The organism is Tepidiphilus margaritifer DSM 15129 (assembly GCF_000425565.1).
Classification (GTDB): Bacteria; Pseudomonadota; Gammaproteobacteria; order Burkholderiales; family Rhodocyclaceae; genus Tepidiphilus; species Tepidiphilus margaritifer.
In genome coordinates, this window is the sequence record NZ_AUDR01000009.1 from 1 (window position 1) to 1,207 (window position 1,207).

Here is a 1,207-nt window from a genome sequence, read left to right on the forward strand (position 1 = left end):
ATCGGCCGTGCGCTGGCGCGGGAATGGGATCGGCTCACCGGCGGCCGATCGGCGGCCATCTTCGAGGCGGCCGACCCGCACTATTCGGCCACGGCGCCACTGACGAAGGCATCGATCTTCAAGCTGGCCAAGGCGTGCGGCTGGAGCGGGGAAGTGCCGTGGAGCGAACCGGAACCGCTCATTGCCGACGTCGAGGCGCTCGATTACCCGCTCGATGCGCTCCCCCATTCGATCCGTGCGGCGGTGGAGGAAGTGCAGGCATACGTGCAGGCGCCGGTTTCTCTGGTGGCCACCAGCGCGTTGGCATCGCTTTCCTTGGCGATCCAATCCGGCTTTGATGTTCGGCGCGCCGACAAGCTGTGCGGGCCTTGCGGGTTATTCCTGCTCACCATCGCCGAATCTGGCGAGCGCAAGAGCACGATCGACGGCTTTTTCATGAAGGCGATCCGCGAGCACGAACGCGAGGAGGCGGCAGCGGCGGCGCCTGTAATGGAACAGTACATGGCCGATATGGAGGCTTGGGAAGCGAAGCGCCAGGGGATCAAGACGAAGATCACGAAATATGCTGGAAGCAAGGATACCAAGGAGCTGGAGGAATCCTTGCGCAAGCTGGGACGCATAAAGCCGGAGGCGCCAAGGGTTCCACGCTACATCTACACCGACACCACGCCGGAGGCGCTCGCGTTCGAGCTGGGGAAACGGTGGCCAACTGGCGGCGTCATCTCATCGGAAGCCGGAATCGTCTTTGGTGGCCACGCGATGGGTCGGGATTCCGTCATGCGCAACCTTGCTTTGCTCAATCAGCTATGGGATGGAGCCGGGTTGCGGATCGACCGCCGAAGCAGCGAATCTTTCGAGGTGAATGGCGCGCGCCTGACCGTGTGGCTGCAGATTCAGGAACAAACGCTGAGGGAGTTTTTCACCAAAACGGGATCGCTTGCCAGGGGAAGCGGCTTTCTCGCCAGATTCTTGGTGGCATGGCCGGAATCGACTCAAGGCACGCGTTTTTATCAGGAACCGCCAAGCCATTGGCCAGCGCTCGCGGCATTCAATACGCGGCTCAAAGACCTGCTTGCTCAACCGCCAGCGTTCGACGAGAAAGACGTGCTCAAGCCGGTTACGCTCCCCTTGTCACCGGAGGCAAAGCAAGCGTGGATCGCGTTCCACGATGCCATTGAATCCGAGCTGGCAACTGGCGGCGAACTGC

Annotated in this window: 1 protein-coding gene; it reads left to right on the forward strand. The window is 61.8% G+C overall.

Annotation, left to right across the window (positions count from 1 at the left end):
- A partial coding sequence (locus H607_RS11100; protein WP_169393580.1) for a YfjI family protein occupies window positions 1-1,207 on the forward strand: 1,207 nt, incomplete at both ends.